The sequence below is a fragment of the uncultured Salinibacterium sp. genome (assembly GCF_963974405.1).
GTDB lineage: Bacteria > Actinomycetota > Actinomycetes > Actinomycetales > Microbacteriaceae > Rhodoglobus.
The window spans coordinates 505,083-519,154 of record NZ_CAXBBH010000001.1; the positions used below are offsets into that span (position 1 = coordinate 505,083).

The following is a 14,072-nucleotide window of genomic DNA, read 5'->3' on the forward strand; positions in this document are numbered from 1 at the left end:
TTTCCAGAAACGTTGACAGGATGAATGTAACCGACTTACGCTCTCAACGAAAGCCCCATCGCGAACACCCGAGGAAAACAAAGAATGGCCGCAAAGACGCGCACGCTATCGAAAGTGACCAACCCTGGTCAGGCCTTCGTCCTGCCCCAGCTCTTGCTCATTCTCGCCTTCATCTTTTGGCCACTGTGCGCTGTCTTCTACTACTCCACCACTCAATACGACGGGCTCTCTGAACCCATCAATGTGGGCCTCGACAACTTCGTCTTCTTGGCGACCTGGCCAGATTTCTACCGCATCCTCCTGAACAACCTTGTGCTCATCGGCGGTGTAGTCGTGTGGGTTCTCGTGCCTTTCATCATGGCCATCGCAGTTTTCCCGATGAAGGCAGCATCGACGATTCGGGCGATCTTGTATATTCCGGCAATGTTGCCACCCATCATCGTCGGTGGAGTGTTCCGCATCGTCCTCGCGGATGAGGGCCCAGTCAACGCTGGCCTTCGAGCCGCCGGCCTTGGCTTCCTCGCGCCCGGGTGGTTTACCGACCCGAACTTCGTTCTCATCACCGTTGTCGTTGTCATCGGGTGGGCAACACTCGGAAGCGGTGTGCTCTTTTATTCCACGGGGCTAGCGGCAATTTCGCCAAGCTACATCGAGGCAGCTCAACTCGACGGCGTGAACCGGTGGCAGCTGATTTGGCACATCTATCGCCCAGCGCTGCGACCCATAACGAGATTTTGGATACTTCTCTTGACGATCTCGACCGTGACCGGTTTCTTTCCCTGGATCTATGGACTCACTCAGGGTGGCCCCGGTGTGGCGTCGACGACCCTCGACTATGCCGTGTACGCGACGCTCAATCAGGGATCGACGCTCGGGCGAGGTGCCGCGATCGCGGTCGTCAGTCTCGTTTTCATCGCGCTCATTGTGCTCATTCAGACCGGGATGCGGCGTATCCGCAAGGCGGAGGAGTGGAACTAGCCATGAAGAAGAACAACTGGTTCGAAACAGTCATTGTCGCTCTTGCGCTCATCATCGTGCTGGGGCCCATTTTGTGGGTCGTACGCGTTGCCCTCAAGCCCACCGCCGAATACGTCGGCGAACCGGCCAATTTCGGCGGCACCTGGACACTCGAGAACATCGGCACGGTCTGGGTCACCGGCGGAATGGCTCAAGCAATCCTTCACTCAACGATCACCGTGGGGGTGGGGGCAACCCTTGCGGTCACTCTCGCCGCCTGCACTGGCTTCGCGCTCGCGCGCTATCAGTTCCTTGGTCGACGTTTCACGATCGCGCTCACGACTTCGGCCATGTTTCTGCCCGCAGCTGCCCTCGTGATCCCCATGTTCGAATTGCTTCAAGTGTGGGGGATGCTGGATTCACTTGTGTGGCTTGGTGTTGTGTACGGGGTCATGTTCTCCGCGTGGGCAACAGTCTTCATGCGATCGTTTTTCTCGCAGTTGCCCTCTGAAGTCTTCGAGGCCGGTGATGTGGATGGTGCTGGGCCAATCAGGCAGTTCGTCTCGATCGCACTGCCGATGGCTAAGCCCGCACTCGCGACCGCTTTCATCCTGACCTGCTTCTTGCAGTGGAGCGAGCTTCTGCTTGCTTTGTTGCTGCTGCCATCCGGCGATACGCCGACGGTCGCAGTAGCGATTGCGCAGTTCTCGTCACAGTTCCGCACCGGAGGCCCGCTTACTGCAGCAGCAATGCTCGTTGGCACGGCTCCGGTGCTCTTGCTCTTTGTTTTCGGACAAAGGTGGCTGCAAGCCGGAGCCATATCGGGGGCGGTCAAGGACTGAATCTCAGACCGCCCCCTACCCCCAGGGGTGATCGCAAGACCATCCCAGCACTACCCCAAGGTGGGCAAAGAAGCGCATCACAATCACACAATGGAGGTACGACAAGTGTCACAGATATTCACAAAACGGCGTGGACTCTCGATCGCTGCGGCAATCGGAGTTGGCGCACTGCTCGCGGGTTGCGCCAGCGGCGACAACTCAGGTTCGGCCGATTCACCGATTACCCTTCTGACCAGTGGCGATGCTGACACCACTCAGGGTCAAGGCAAGGCCATGAACGACGTCATTGCTTTGTTCACCGAACAAACCGGAGTCGAAGCAGAACAGGATCGCGTTCCCTTCGATCAGTTCTTGGCATCCGCAACGACAAAGGCGCGGGCAGGAAAGCTTGGCGATGTTGTTGAGATGTTGCCTGGCGCGAACTTCGAGTCGCTGTTCAGCTCGGTGGCCGACCTCACTCAAGAGCAGTTTGCCGATGCAGACCTTCTCAGCGGTTGGTCTGCCACGGTCAAGGACGTCGCCGATGATTCCGTATTTGCTGGTGTGCCCGTCGGTGCACAAGGTGTCGTCTGGTACTACAACAAAGCACTCTTCGAGCAAGTTGGCCTTGATCCCGAGGCTCCACCAGCTACGTGGGATGAGATGCTCGCAACGTGCGATGCCTTCAAGGCCGAAGGCATCTCTCCAATTGGGATGTCGGGAAGCGACTCCTTCATCCTGTGGTGGGCATGGTCATCCCTTTCACCGCAGTTCTTCTCTACCGAAGACGTGAACGCGGTTCGCGCCGGCGATATCCCGCTCAACGATGAGCGCTTTATGGACTCGTTGCAGCCGTTACTTGATTCCTACAATGCGGATTGCTGGAACGATGACTTCGCTGGCAAGAAGTTCACCGATGTAGAAGCAGATTTCGGTGCTGGCAAAGTCGCCATGGTCCCCGGGCTCATTTCGAATGCAATCAACTGGAAAGTGTGGGACGACAAGCTTGGCACTGACGCCTATGGCGTCTTCAACGCTCCCAAAGTTGCAGGAACCAGCCTTCAGGGTCAGTTCTTCAACCCCGTTCTGATGTACGGAGTGAGCGCGAAGTCGCAGAATCCGGATGCCGCGCTCAAGCTGATCGAGACGATGGCCTCTGCCGAAGGACAAACGATCCTGCTCAAGGAAGCAAGCCAGTTCCCGAACCGCACCGACGTTGATGTTGTCGGTGTAACGGGAAGCACCGGTGCGGGCCAGATCCTAGAAATCGTCGACGCTGTTGGTGGAGTCGACGTTGCTCAGAACCAGTTCAACGGTGCTGCGCAATCGGCGTCATGGACCAACCTCACCCAGACGATGATCTCGGGTGACCTGTCCGCGTTCCTTGACGACCTCGAGAAGCAGCAGCGCGGCTAATCGCCGTAAGCGACGAGTCCGAGCCACTACCCTCACCACGCGCTTGGTGAAAGAAAAACGGAGTTCAAAGAACATGCACAATCAACCAGTTCACGCTGAACACGATCCTCTGGATCCGCAAGCGCACGGCCTGACGATTACCCGCATCGAGACGATCCCTATGGTCGCACCGCTTGCCCGAGAGTTTCGAGGTAGCCACTACCACATGACTCATCGCGCAACGATTGTGACCCGGATCCACACCGATGCGGGAATCATCGGAGAGGCATATACCGGAGATGAACACGAGACGATGTTTGACATCGATCGCATCATTCACGAAGAACTCGCTCCCACACTGATCGGCCAAGATGCAATGGCAATTGAACGGCTGTGGGATTCCGGGTACAAAGTGACGTTCGATATTCTTCGTGATCGCCGGCTCGGACTCGTCGCCCTCGCGGCAGTGAATACTGCTATTTGGGATGCTGTCGGTAAGGCACTCAAGACGCCACTCTGGAAACTCTGGGGAGGATATCGCAATGAGTTGCCAATGATCGCGATCGGTGGCTACTACGGTGAACCTCTCGGGAGCATCGCTGATGAAATGCATCACTATCAAGAGCTGGGTCTAGCCGGGGTCAAGTTCAAAGTTGGTGGGCTGAGCGCCGCGGAAGATGCGGCTCGTATTACTGCAGCTCGCGAAGCGGCTGGAGATGACTTCATCATCTGCATCGATGCCAATCAGGGCTACAAGCCAGATGTCGCGGTCGACCTGAGCCGGCGGATCGGTGATCTCAACATCCGCTGGTTCGAAGAGCCGGTCGAGTGGCACAACGATAAACGCTCAATGCGGGATGTGCGTTTTCGGGGGCCCGTTCCCGTCTGCGCCGGTCAAACCGAATTCAGCGCCAGCGGTTGCCGGGATCTGATGGAAACGGGCGCGATAGATGTGTGCAATTTTGATTCCTCGTGGTCGGGCGGGCCGACCGCGTGGTTGCGAACCGCCGCAATCGCGACCTCGTATGACGTGCAGATGGGGCACCATGAGGAGCCGCAAGTGTCGACACACTTGCTGGCGAGTCAAGCTCACGGCACTCTCGCCGAGTGTTTCCACCCCGATCGCGACCCGTTCTGGTGGAACATGATTGTTAACAGACCAGAACTCAACAACGGCATCCTGACCCTGAGCGACCGCCCCGGGTTGGGCTGGGATCTGAACTGGGACTACATCGACCAGTATCGGGTCTCGAAAGACTAGGTGAATAAAACATGAGCGATCTCTCTGGAAACCGGCGAGGAATGGGCGAGCGTCGACAGACTCCGCCACTTCGCCGAGCAGGAATGCGAGAAGTAGCAGAACGCGCAGGCGTCGCTATCTCGTCGGTCTCCCGAGTGATTTCCGACCATCCGGATGTCAGCGACAAGATGCGTGAACGCGTGCTCGCAGCCATCGACGAGCTGGGATTTCAACCGGATGCTCTCGCCCAAAGTTTGCGCACCGGCGAGAGTTTCACGATTGGCTTTGTCGCTGCCGACATCGGTAACCCTCTTCTTGCCCAGATCGCAATGGGGGCGGAGCGTGTGCTCCGTCAACGCGGCTATTCGATGTTGGTGGCGAACTCCTTCAACGAGCCAGGGCTTGCCCTTGAGCAATTGCGGTCAATGGAGCAACGCCGTATCGATGGCTTGCTGATTTCGGTCAGTGATGAGAACGATGAGGCGCTCAATAAGGCTCTCGATTCCGCGCATTACCCGATCACACTCATCGATCGTGAAATTGCGACGACGTCGGCCTCGGCAGTGCTCAGCGACCATGCTCAAGGTATCCGGGCGGCGGTTGAACACCTGATTTCGCTGGGGCATCGGTCGATTGCCCTCGTTAACGGTAGTTCTCAAGTGCGACCATCGCGTGAACGAGCGGAGACTCTGGCCGCGGTAGCGAGTGAGTACCCGAACGTTGTGTCGACCATCCGAATGGGCGATTTCAGTGCTGAGCACGGTTATAGCGCAACCATTGAGCTGATGAGCGCTGCGGATGCTCCCACTGCTCTGATTGCAGGAAGCAACCAGATTCTCGTCGGAGTGTTGCGCGCGTTGCGCGAGCTCATGCTCGACATTCCCGGTGATGTCAGCCTCGTCACGTGTGACGACGTGGCGCTTTCCGAGTTCCTTACTCCCGCGATCAGCACCATTTCGCGCGACCCTGCCGAAATTGGCCGCACCGCTGCTGAGCTCGTACTGGCTCAGCTGGGTGGCGCCGAAAGCGAAGAAGCGCATTTACCAACAGGATTCAGAACCACAGACAGTTGCGGTACCCCGCGACAGAAGTAGGAAGTTGTGAGCTAATGACGTACCACCCTGTGAGCCCAACGCTCGCTGACCCACTGCCCGCAGATGCCCTTGAGCTATTGCGTTCGATGTATGAGATCCGGTTTTTTGAAGACGAGATCATGGGTCTTTTCAGCAAGAATTTGGTGCGAGGCAGTACGCATCTTTGTCAGGGGCAAGAGGCTGTCACCGTTGGGGTGTGCAGTGCGCTCAGCCCAGGTGACACGATGACGTGCACGTATCGCGGCCATGGTGCCGTGTTGGCGATGGGGGCTCCCCTTGACCGCGCCTTTGGAGAGATCCTTGGGCGGGCAGGCGGGCTGTGTGGGGGCAAAGGCGGCTCCATGCATCTTGCCGATGTCTCTGTCGGCGCTTTGGGATCGAACGCGATCGTTGGCGCTCACCTCCCGACGACCGTTGGTGCCGCTCTTGCCTCAAGCTATCGGGGCACTTCTGAAGTGAGCGTGGCGTTCTTTGGCGACGGCTCCACCAACATTGGGGCATTTCACGAATCCCTCAATATGGCCGCAATCTGGAAGTTGCCGGCGATTTTTGTCATCGAGAACAACCAATACGGTGAGTATTCGACGATGGCGTCGACTACCCCCGTTGAACGCTTGAGCGATCGAGCTGCGGCTTATGGCATGCCGGGAGTCTTCGTCGACGGCAATGATGTTATCGGGATGCGCGCCGTTACGACCGAGGCTGTCGAGCGTGCTCGAGCGGGCGAAGGTCCGACACTCATCGAGGCCGATACCTACCGCCACAGCGGTCATTCGCGCAGCGACCCCGCCAAATATCGGCCGGAAGACGAAGTTAAATCGTGGTTTGCCCGTGACCCCATTGTGAAATTGCGCGAGGCGATTGAGGCTGCAGGTGGGGCGGATGCTGCTGCCGCTGTTGAGCGCGCGGCCCGAGACGAAGTCGCCGCAGCCCGAGATCTCGCACTCACGTGGCCTGAGCCAGAACTTTCTGCCGGAATGGAGCACATCTACTCATGAGCGACACCCTCAACTATCGCCAAGTTATTGCTCGCGCTATTGCTGATGAGATGCGCGACGATCCCGATGTGTTCATGATCGGTGAGGATATTGGTGCAGCAGGCGGGGCGTTTAAGACATCCGCCGGGCTGTTTGAAGAATTTGGGCCACGCCGCGTTCGAGACACCCCGATATCGGAGCAAGCAATTGTTGGTGCAGCTCTCGGCGCAGCGATCATGGGTTTGCGTCCCATCGCTGAAATTATGTTTGCCGACTTCGCGGGCGTCTGTTACGACCAAATTGTGAATCAGGTCGCCAAGCATCGTTACATGACGGGCGGGCAAGTGACGGTTCCTTTGACGATTCGCATGGCAAACGGCGCGGGTACGGGATTCGCGGCTCAGCACTCTCAGGCTGGTGAGAATTGGTTCCTGAATGTCCCCGGTCTCAAAGTGGTCGTTCCCGGAACTGTTGAGGATCTTTATGGCTTGCTTCGTGGCTCGATCCGTGACAACGATCCGGTGCTTTTCTTCGAACACAAGGGACTGTTTTCGTTGAAGGGCGAGGTGCCAACAGGCGACGACGCCGTGCTGCCTTTGGGGGTGGCCGCCGTCGTGCGAGAGGGCTCGGATGTCACGATCGTCGCAACCCAGCAGATGCGTCACCGTGCGGTGGAGGCGGCGGATGCTCTTGCCGCAGCCGGAATCGAGGCTGAGGTTATTGATCCGCGCACGCTGATTCCTTTCGATGACGATGCTGTTGCTCGTTCACTGGCGAAGACGTCACGACTGCTCGTGGTGCAGGAGTCTCCGCGCGACGGCAGTTGGGGTGCATCGTTGGTCTCGCGAATGACAACAGAACACTTCACGCTGTTGGATGCTCCACCTTCGCTGCTCTCCAGCCCGGATACACCCGTTCCCTACGCTTCCATTCTGGAAGAGGCGTGGCTGCCGTCCGTCGACGCGATTGTGGCGAAAGCGAAAGAACTCGTAGCGTTCTAAAGTTGTCTCGACAAAAAGCGAGCGCCCGACCCATCAGGGTCGGGCGCTCGCTTTTTCACGTTGTGTGATGAAGGCTGCTGTTAGGCGGTGCGAGTTTCCTCGTCGTCTTCATCGTCTTCGGTGTCGTACGTGTCGCTGTACGAATCACCAGCGGAGTACTCCGGCCACTTCTCACTGTCTTCGGAAACCGGGGCAGTGTTTTCTGATCCGCTCAATTCTCGAGCGAGCGCGCCATAGTTGGTGTCTGGGCTGAAGTACTTCAAATCCCGAGCAACCTTGGTGTGCTTTGCCTTTTGACGGCCGCGTCCCATGCGAGACCCCCTCATACGTCTGTCCCGGTGCACTGACGGTGGCCAGCGAACGAGCGAACAGGGATGGATGAAAACTAACCTGAAGTTTAGCACGCACGACAGAGAGGTCTTGGTTGGCGGTGCACAGGTGTGGTTGGGGCAGGTAACGTTAGCCCGTGACATCCACCACTGAAACCGACACCTCTGTTGTCGTGATTGGTGCTGGCCAAGCGGGATTGTCGGTCGCCTACTATTTGCGGCGACTTGGTCTCGATCCCGGCAACGACTTTGTGCTCCTTGATCGCGGCCCCGGAACCGGTGGCGCCTGGCAGCACCGTTGGGAAGCGTTGCGCATTGGTTCTGCCCATCGCATCAACGATCTGCCAGGGCTCGATGAACTCGGGTTGAGTTTTGAAACCGCTGACCGCCACATGCCAGCCAAGAAAGTCGTGGCTGACTACTACCGTGCGTACGAAGATCATTACGACTTCAAAGTGGTTCGCAACGCCGATGTTGTGGCCGTCGACAACTTTGGTGAACACCTCAACGTGACGTTCACGCTCGATGGCGAGGAAACGAAAACGGTCAGCACGATGCTGGTCATCAATGCGACTGGCACGTGGGGCGCTCCCTTCATTCCCTGGTATCCGGGGCTCAAGTCGTTCGAAGGGCGCCATTTGCACACGAGCGAGTATCGAAGCGCTCGAGAGTTCACCGACCAGAGTGTCGTCGTGGTGGGCGGTGGTACCTCAGCAATCGGGTTCCTGCTCGAGTTGGAAAACCTTGCGGCCAACCTCACCTGGGTCAGCCGACGCCCCATCGACTTTCTCGAAGACGGTCCCCTCAATCTCGAAGCGCGCAAAGAAGCAGTGCTCATCCAGGATGAGGCGGCCCGGGCCGGCCGAGTGCTGCCCAGCATTGTCAGCGGCACTGGTGTTCCTCGTACCCGCCGCATCCAAGCAGGCATTGAGCGAGGCGTTCTGACGCCACGACCCATGTTTTCGAGCATTGAGCCGGATGGTGTTCGCTGGAAAGACGGTGCGTTTCAGCAGGCAGATGCCATCATTTGGTCCACGGGTTTTCGGCCAGAACTGCGCCACCTCGCGCCCTTAAAACTGCGTGAAAAAGAGGGTGGCGTTTCTGTCGGGCAAGGTGTCGCATGGCGGGACCCTCGCATCTTCTTCGCGGGGTACGGCCCGCAAGCATCCACGATCGGTGCCAACCGAGCGGGGCGGATGATCGCCCGTCAGGCCATCGCCACCCTCAGCAAGATGCAAGCCATGAAGAACGGGCGCTAGCGCTCCCAGCCGTCAGGATTAATGACAGCCGCGTTGATTAGGCTCACGGCATGATCACGACGCTGGCAATTGAGGGATTTCGGTCGCTGCGACATGTAGTGCTTCCGCTGGCGAGGCTCACGGTTATTTCGGGCGCGAATGGCGTCGGCAAATCGAGTGTGTATCGCAGTTTGCGGTTACTGGCCGAGGTCGGTCAGTCTGGCGCGATTGCTGCACTAGCGCGTGAGGGTGGATTGCAATCACTGTTGTGGGCGGGGCCAGAGTCGGGGGCGACCGCTGCACGGCAATTCGGGCATCCGGTTCAAGGAACGGTGCGCCGCAACTCTGTCGCGTTGAAGCTTGGCTACGCGAGCACAGGTTTTGGGTATGCGGTCGACTTCGGGTTGCCGACAGACCAGAGCACAATGTTTGCCCGTGATCCTGAGATCAAAGCAGAGTCAGTGTTCAGCGGTGCAGTTTTGCGCCCAGCTACAGCGCTGACCGAACGACACAACGGTGCAGTTCGCGTCAGGAATTCTGGTGGTGAGTGGATTCCGCACGACTACAGACTTCGTCCAACCGAAAGCATGGTGGCGGCATTCGCGGACCCCGTTGCAGCTCCCGAACTCATGGAAGTGCGCCAGAATCTGAGTTCTTGGCGCTTCTACGATCATTTTCGAACGGACCCTCAGGCCCCCGTTCGGCAGCCACAGTTGGGCACCCGCACTCCCGTCTTGGACCACAGTGGCACCGACCTCGCCGCGGCGCTGCAAACCATCACTGAATTTGGCGACCGTGCGCTACTCGATCGCACTATCGCTCGAGCCTTTGACGGTGCATCGGTGAAGGTGCACGCGCAAGACGGGCTCTTCTCTCTCGTCATGGTGCAGCCAGGGTTACTGCGCCCACTCGAGGCGAACGAGCTTTCGGACGGCACGCTGCGGTTCTTGCTGCTCGTCGCGGCACTACTGTCGCCCAGCCCGCCCACTCTGCTCGTACTGAACGAACCAGAGACCAGCTTGCACCCCAGATTGCTTGCCCCTCTGGCTGAACTCGTTGAGGCAGCATCCGCGCACACACAAATCGTTGTGGTTTCGCACGCCTCCGGTTTGGTCGACGAACTTGAGGAAGCGGGAGCGAGTCGTATTCACCTCGAGAAGCGCGACGGTGAAACCAGCATTGAGGGCCAAGGAATGCTTGACGAACCAGCGTGGAGTTGGCCGAAACGCTAGCGCGCGGCCGCCGTGCACCTTTATGAAGCGAGTGCGATGAGACCGAAGTAGGTGGCGGCTGCGACGCCAATGCCGACGACGAGGTTGGCGAGCACGCTCACAACAGCAACCCGCACTCGCCGAATGTTCACGATCTGCATAGTCTCGACGCTCAGTGTGCTGAAGGTCGTAAGGCCCCCGCAGAGCCCGGTCAGCAGAATGATCTCTAGATTCGGGTCGATAGTGCCGACATGAGCCATTCCCGCGAGAGTTCCGCCTAGAGCAGATCCAACGATGTTCACGACCAGTACCGCCCACGGAAAGCCGGTGGTTGAAGAGAAAGCGCGTGCCGTCAAGTAGCGCAGCACAGCCCCAACCGCGCCGGCTCCGAGGATCGCAAACACTACCCCGGCGGTCATTCGTTCACCAGGTCAGGGCGGCGGTTGCGGCTGAAGCCCAAGCGGAGCCCCAGGGCGGCGGCGGCAAGCCCGAGCACTGCCGTGGCTGCAACATAAATGAGCGCTGGTACCCACTGATTGACGCCGATGAGCTGAACCGCAGCGACGGCGAGGGCCGAAAAAGTGGTGAAGGAACCCAGCAGGCCCGCTCCCAGTCCCGCGCGCGCCCAGGCCGGCGACGGTGCCCACAGTTCGGCGACGACGAGCGCGAGAACGAAACTGCCAGCAATGTTGGCGACGAGGGTCGACAGCGGAAAGAGACCGTCATCCGTAGCGAAGACGAGATCGAGGGCGAAACGCATCCCGGTGCCGAGCGCGCCGCCCACAGCGACGGCAGCTATTTCGCGAATCATGCGCTGCCTTTCGTGTGCCAATGCTCAAGCGGGTGCTGCCTACACGATCACCCTAAGGCAAGCGGCAGGTGCTCGATGCTATTCGCCCCACCCATGTCGCGCGCTCTTAACACAGCGTTGCTCAAGCAGTCTTAGACTGAGGCAATGACCCGAACCACTGCGCGCCGCCGACGTTGGCCGTGGATCGCGCTCATCGTCGCGGTAGTTCTGCTCGTGCCGATCGCGATTATTGTGGTTCCGATTCTCACTCACGAGAGCGCCGGGCAATCGAGCCAGCAGCTTGGTGACGGAGAATGGCCGCTCTCGGTGACCGCCGAGGGGGATGACGGGCGCACTCGCACCTTGACGCTCGCTGGAGAAAACGGCGAACCGATCGACACCGAGGCCCTTGTGCGCGGTGAACGGGTGGTAGTGACAGGAAGTGGCTACGACGGAAGTCGGGGTGTCTACGTCGCGGTGTGCGTCATCCCGCCAACTCCCGCAGACAAGCCAGGTCCCTGCATCGGTGGTGTACCGAGCCAGCAGCAAGAGAACGTCGCCGAGGGCACTGTGCAGTGGGCGCCCAGCAATTGGATTAACGCTGACTGGGCCTGGCGGCTCTTTGGCGCTCGCAGCTATGACGACACCACGGATGGCACTTTCACTGCGTATCTCGAGCTTGGAGATCCGCAGGGCGAGGATGCCGACTGCATTACGAACAAGTGCGGTATCTTCACGCGCAACGACCACACGGCACTCAACGATCGAGTTCAGGATGTTTACGTGCCGGTGAAGTTCGCCGAATAACGGTCGCTGCCGCTACCCGCTGAGGCAGCGACTACTGCGTAACGGCAACGTCGGGGCGCGGCTCCGGCGTCACCACGGTGTCGGCCGTGATGGCAGCCGGCACCATGAGGCGCGGAATCGTGAAGTGCACGATGGGTCCGATCAGGAGCGCGAATGCGAGCGTGCCCCAGCCGAGGTTTCCGCCCAGAATTGCACCGATCGTGAGTACGACAAGTTCGATGCTGCTGCGCACGATCCAGATCTTGCCGCCGTAGCGGTGGTGGATGCCCGTCATCAGGCCGTCCCGCGGTCCGGGCCCAAAGCGTGCCCCGAGGTAGAGGCCCGTAGCTATGCCCAAGAGCACTAGCCCGGCGACGAACACGAGGATACGCAGACCGAGGCCTTCGATCTCGGGCAGGATCCAGAGACCGATTTGGGCGCTCGGCCCGACGAGGGCGACATTGAAGACTGTGCCAATCCCGGGTTTCTGGCGGATGGGAATCCACAACAGCAGCACGACGAGGCCAATGATGTTGGTGACAAAACCAAAGGGGATGCCGGTGCTGAGCGAAACACCCTGCCCGAGAACATCCCACGGGGCGACGCCAATCTCTGCGCGAATCATGAGCGCGATAGCGATGCCGTAGAAGAACAGGCCGAAGCCGAGTTGGGCAATTCGTCGTGCCATGGTTGCGCGGGGAGTCATAAAAGTATCCAATTACGGGATTGGACTTCGAGCAAGAGGCCAATCACGCTATCGTGGCCTCATGAACAGCCTTTCTGCCCGCGCATTGGTTGTCATGATGGGCGAGTGGCGTGCATCCGGTTCGAATGCGGCCTACTCCGCCGTAGCTGACCGCATCCGGCTACTCATCATGGACGGCCGCATACTCACGTCGACACGTTTGCCTGCAGAGCGGGAGCTGGCTCTCGCGCTCGGGGTAAGTCGAACAACAGTGACGGCGGCCTATTCAGCTCTGCGCGAGGGCGGCTACGTGGAGAGCACACGGGGCTCGGGCAGTGTCGCTCAGCTTCCGCACCGCGCAAGTCTGATTCCTGATTTAGCGGCCCCGCAGATGTTGGACTTCAGTAAGTCGACGATGTCGGCAGCGCCTGAAGTGATTGAGGCCTCCCGGCGTGCGGCAGAACAATTGCCGGCGTACTTGGGGGAGTCGGGCTTCGATCCGGTCGGTCTTCCCGTGCTGCGCGAGGCTATTGCGCGCCGCTACGAAGAACGAGGCTTGCCCACGAGTCCTGACCAGATCATGGTGACGTTGGGTGCTCAGCACGCTATCGCGCTCATTTCCCGCACGCTGATGGCGCGCGGTGATCGGGCCCTCATGGAAAACCCGAGCTACCCCCACGCGCTTGACGCACTGCGTGCTGCCGGTGCGCGACTTGTTCCTGTGGGAGTTTCGACGGAGACCGGCTGGGATGCCATTGCTGTCGAGCAGGCTATTCAACGCACGAGCCCCTCACTCGCTTATCTCATGCCCGATTTTCACAACCCCACTGGGCAGTCGATGCCTGACGAGCTCCGCGAGAAAGTGCTGTCGCTCGCTGCCCGCCAGGGCACGGCGGTGATCGCTGACGAGACGATGGCAGAGCTCGACCTCGATGGCAGTGGCACTCGCTTGCCTTTTGCCGCGCACGGCAATGCCATTTCGGTGGGCTCAGTTGGCAAGACGGTCTGGGGCGGTCTGCGCACCGGCTGGATCCGTGCAGATCACGCCACCATCCGACAACTAGTGCGTGCTCGCTCTGCCGGTGACCTCGGAACGCCCTTGCTTGAGCAACTTGTCGTCACCAACGTTCTCGAAGATTTTCCTTCGATACTGGATGCCCGACGCGCCTCTTTACGCGCCGGCCGCGAGCACCTCTCTGCTCTCCTCGCCGAGCAACTGCCGTCGTGGCAGGTGCCGCACACCCCGGGTGGAATGACCGCCTGGGTCGGTCTCGGCCAGCCCGTTAGCTCGCAACTGGTGCTCGCTGCCCGCAATGAAGGGCTCATGATTGCGGCCGGTCCACGGTTCGGAATGGATGGCGCTTTTGAACGCTTCCTCCGCATCCCGTTCAGCGGGAGTGCAGCCGACCTCGAGCGAGGAGTCTCGGCGCTCGCCGCAGCGTGGTCGACGATCATCCGGCATCCGTTCTCGCCTGCCAGCAGCGAGCTCGCAAACGTGGTGTAGTCCACGGGTGTCAGGTTTAACCCAGATGTAATCTCGCGAGAGTA

Annotated in this window: 15 protein-coding genes; 11 read left to right on the plus strand and 4 right to left on the minus strand. The window is 59.5% G+C overall.

The genetic code is table 11. From position 1 onward, the window contains the following. Positions 1 to 84: 84 nt before the first annotated feature. From AACZ26_RS02460 to AACZ26_RS02490, 7 genes are all read left to right on the plus strand, one after another. The gene (locus AACZ26_RS02460) at positions 85 to 978 is read left to right on the plus strand and encodes a sugar ABC transporter permease (protein ID WP_339618823.1); all 894 of its coding nucleotides are present in this window, start codon (positions 85 to 87) and stop codon (positions 976 to 978) included. Positions 979 to 980: 2 nt separating this feature from the next. Further along, the gene (locus tag AACZ26_RS02465) at positions 981 to 1,799 is read left to right on the plus strand and encodes a carbohydrate ABC transporter permease (protein ID WP_339618825.1); all 819 of its coding nucleotides are present in this window, start codon (positions 981 to 983) and stop codon (positions 1,797 to 1,799) included. A 105-nt stretch (positions 1,800 to 1,904) separates the two neighbouring features. Then, a complete protein-coding gene (locus AACZ26_RS02470) occupies positions 1,905 to 3,194 on the plus strand; it encodes an extracellular solute-binding protein (protein WP_339618826.1) in 1,290 nt (429 codons plus the stop codon). A gap of 73 nt (positions 3,195 to 3,267) precedes the next feature. After that, a complete protein-coding gene (locus AACZ26_RS02475; RefSeq protein WP_339618828.1) occupies positions 3,268 to 4,434 on the plus strand; it encodes a mandelate racemase/muconate lactonizing enzyme family protein in 1,167 nt (388 codons plus the stop codon). Between the two features lie 11 nt (positions 4,435 to 4,445). After that, complete coding sequence (locus AACZ26_RS02480; protein ID WP_339618831.1) at positions 4,446 to 5,507, plus strand: LacI family DNA-binding transcriptional regulator; 1,062 nt, start codon at positions 4,446 to 4,448, stop codon at positions 5,505 to 5,507. 14 nt (positions 5,508 to 5,521) lie between these two features. Beyond that, on the plus strand, positions 5,522 to 6,505 hold the full coding sequence (locus AACZ26_RS02485) for a thiamine pyrophosphate-dependent dehydrogenase E1 component subunit alpha (protein WP_339618834.1): 984 nt from the start codon (positions 5,522 to 5,524) through the stop codon (positions 6,503 to 6,505). Beyond that, positions 6,502 to 7,485, plus strand: coding sequence for an alpha-ketoacid dehydrogenase subunit beta (locus AACZ26_RS02490; RefSeq protein WP_339618836.1), 984 nt, complete (start codon positions 6,502 to 6,504; stop codon positions 7,483 to 7,485). The genes AACZ26_RS02485 and AACZ26_RS02490 overlap by 4 nt, the downstream gene beginning before the upstream one ends. Before the next feature lie 80 nt (positions 7,486 to 7,565). Here AACZ26_RS02490 and AACZ26_RS02495 read toward each other — a convergent pair whose 3' ends face one another. Beyond that, positions 7,566 to 7,796, minus strand: coding sequence for a DUF3073 domain-containing protein (locus tag AACZ26_RS02495; protein WP_339618838.1), 231 nt, complete (start codon positions 7,794 to 7,796; stop codon positions 7,566 to 7,568). A 155-nt stretch (positions 7,797 to 7,951) separates the two neighbouring features. Here AACZ26_RS02495 and AACZ26_RS02500 point away from each other — a divergent pair, with 155 nt between their 5' ends. Beyond that, on the plus strand, positions 7,952 to 9,073 hold the full coding sequence (locus AACZ26_RS02500; protein ID WP_339618840.1) for an NAD(P)-binding domain-containing protein: 1,122 nt from the start codon (positions 7,952 to 7,954) through the stop codon (positions 9,071 to 9,073). A gap of 50 nt (positions 9,074 to 9,123) precedes the next feature. Beyond that, positions 9,124 to 10,284: an AAA family ATPase gene (locus AACZ26_RS02505; RefSeq protein ID WP_339618841.1), complete on the plus strand. Its 1,161-nt coding sequence runs from the start codon at positions 9,124 to 9,126 to the stop codon at positions 10,282 to 10,284. Between the two features lie 20 nt (positions 10,285 to 10,304). Here AACZ26_RS02505 and AACZ26_RS02510 read toward each other — a convergent pair whose 3' ends face one another. Next, on the minus strand, positions 10,305 to 10,682 hold the full coding sequence (locus AACZ26_RS02510; protein ID WP_339618843.1) for a CrcB family protein: 378 nt from the start codon (positions 10,680 to 10,682) through the stop codon (positions 10,305 to 10,307). After that, entirely contained in the window at positions 10,679 to 11,074 is a 396-nt protein-coding gene (locus AACZ26_RS02515) for a CrcB family protein (protein WP_339618845.1), read from the minus strand. The genes AACZ26_RS02510 and AACZ26_RS02515 overlap by 4 nt, the downstream gene beginning before the upstream one ends. A 144-nt stretch (positions 11,075 to 11,218) precedes the next feature. Between AACZ26_RS02515 and AACZ26_RS02520 the strand changes: the two genes are divergently transcribed. Further along, a complete protein-coding gene (locus AACZ26_RS02520; protein WP_339618846.1) occupies positions 11,219 to 11,860 on the plus strand; it encodes a hypothetical protein in 642 nt (213 codons plus the stop codon). 31 nt (positions 11,861 to 11,891) lie between these two features. Here the strand turns inward: AACZ26_RS02520 and AACZ26_RS02525 are convergent, their stop codons facing one another. Next, the gene (locus AACZ26_RS02525) at positions 11,892 to 12,545 is read right to left on the minus strand and encodes a hypothetical protein (protein WP_339618847.1); all 654 of its coding nucleotides are present in this window, start codon (positions 12,543 to 12,545) and stop codon (positions 11,892 to 11,894) included. Positions 12,546 to 12,606: 61 nt separating this feature from the next. Between AACZ26_RS02525 and AACZ26_RS02530 the strand changes: the two genes are divergently transcribed. Beyond that, on the plus strand, positions 12,607 to 14,028 hold the full coding sequence (locus AACZ26_RS02530) for a PLP-dependent aminotransferase family protein (protein ID WP_339618850.1): 1,422 nt from the start codon (positions 12,607 to 12,609) through the stop codon (positions 14,026 to 14,028). Positions 14,029 to 14,072: the final 44 nt, after the last annotated feature.

Bases quoted from the DNA above. Each gene is read 5' to 3' on its own strand.
- AACZ26_RS02460 (WP_339618823.1), top strand. From the start codon at position 85: ATGGCCGCAAAGACGCGCACGCTATCGAAAGTGACCAACCCTGGTCAG.
- AACZ26_RS02465 (WP_339618825.1), top strand. From the start codon at position 981: ATGAAGAAGAACAACTGGTTCGAAACAGTCATTGTCGCTCTTGCGCTC.
- AACZ26_RS02475 (WP_339618828.1), top strand. From the start codon at position 3,268: ATGCACAATCAACCAGTTCACGCTGAACACGATCCTCTGGATCCGCAA.
- AACZ26_RS02480 (WP_339618831.1), top strand. From the start codon at position 4,446: ATGAGCGATCTCTCTGGAAACCGGCGAGGAATGGGCGAGCGTCGACAG.
- AACZ26_RS02485 (WP_339618834.1), top strand. From the start codon at position 5,522: ATGACGTACCACCCTGTGAGCCCAACGCTCGCTGACCCACTGCCCGCA.
- AACZ26_RS02490 (WP_339618836.1), top strand. From the start codon at position 6,502: ATGAGCGACACCCTCAACTATCGCCAAGTTATTGCTCGCGCTATTGCT.
- AACZ26_RS02495 (WP_339618838.1), bottom strand. From the start codon at position 7,796: ATGGGACGCGGCCGTCAAAAGGCAAAGCACACCAAGGTTGCTCGGGAT.
- AACZ26_RS02505 (WP_339618841.1), top strand. From the start codon at position 9,124: ATGATCACGACGCTGGCAATTGAGGGATTTCGGTCGCTGCGACATGTA.
- AACZ26_RS02510 (WP_339618843.1), bottom strand. From the start codon at position 10,682: ATGACCGCCGGGGTAGTGTTTGCGATCCTCGGAGCCGGCGCGGTTGGG.
- AACZ26_RS02515 (WP_339618845.1), bottom strand. From the start codon at position 11,074: ATGATTCGCGAAATAGCTGCCGTCGCTGTGGGCGGCGCGCTCGGCACC.
- AACZ26_RS02520 (WP_339618846.1), top strand. From the start codon at position 11,219: ATGACCCGAACCACTGCGCGCCGCCGACGTTGGCCGTGGATCGCGCTC.
- AACZ26_RS02525 (WP_339618847.1), bottom strand. From the start codon at position 12,545: ATGACTCCCCGCGCAACCATGGCACGACGAATTGCCCAACTCGGCTTC.
- AACZ26_RS02530 (WP_339618850.1), top strand. From the start codon at position 12,607: ATGAACAGCCTTTCTGCCCGCGCATTGGTTGTCATGATGGGCGAGTGG.